The 565-nt window shown below is 27.4% G+C and carries 1 protein-coding gene; it reads right to left on the bottom strand.

What is annotated here, in order from left to right; all coding sequences use genetic code 11:
* On the bottom strand, window positions 1-297 hold a 297-nt coding region (locus tag Q0762_RS13910), incomplete at its 3' end, for a transposase (RefSeq protein ID WP_298767738.1).
* Window positions 298-565: the final 268 nt, after the last annotated feature.

The following is a 565-nucleotide window of genomic DNA, read 5'->3' on the forward strand; positions in this document are numbered from 1 at the left end:
TTCTAAGTACTTTTTTGCCTTATTTGGCAAAATAATAGAAACTGTAAATCCTTTTTCATACAAAAAATAAGCACAGTTTTCATGATAAATACCTGTAGCTTCCATACATATAACTAATGGAATCGAATCTTTTTGATGTTTTAAAATCCAAGCTACTAAATCCTCAAATCCCTTTTTTGTGTTTAAAATCTTTTTGCTAGATTTTACAATTACTCTTTGTCTTTGATCGATAACACTTATGCAAGCATCTATCTTTTTACTGGAAACATCTAAACCTACTGAATACTTCAAATTCATCTTTTAATATTTTAGGATAAACAAAAAATTACAAGAGTCTTCGCTCATTTTTTATACAGCATCTAATTTGTAAAACTAGTGCTTAAGTACTATTGAAACTTAAATGTAATTAAAACCAAGTAGATTAGCCTAAAGTCTACAATATCATCTAATGATGTATTTCGCCCAGATACAATTTTGCTACTTGGTCTTGTTTATCAATTTATAATTCTAAAGATAGAAAATTTAGATATCTTTGAACATCTCAAAGATATGAGCCCAGATTGAA

Source organism: uncultured Polaribacter sp., assembly GCF_947495205.1.
GTDB lineage: Bacteria > Bacteroidota > Bacteroidia > Flavobacteriales > Flavobacteriaceae > Polaribacter.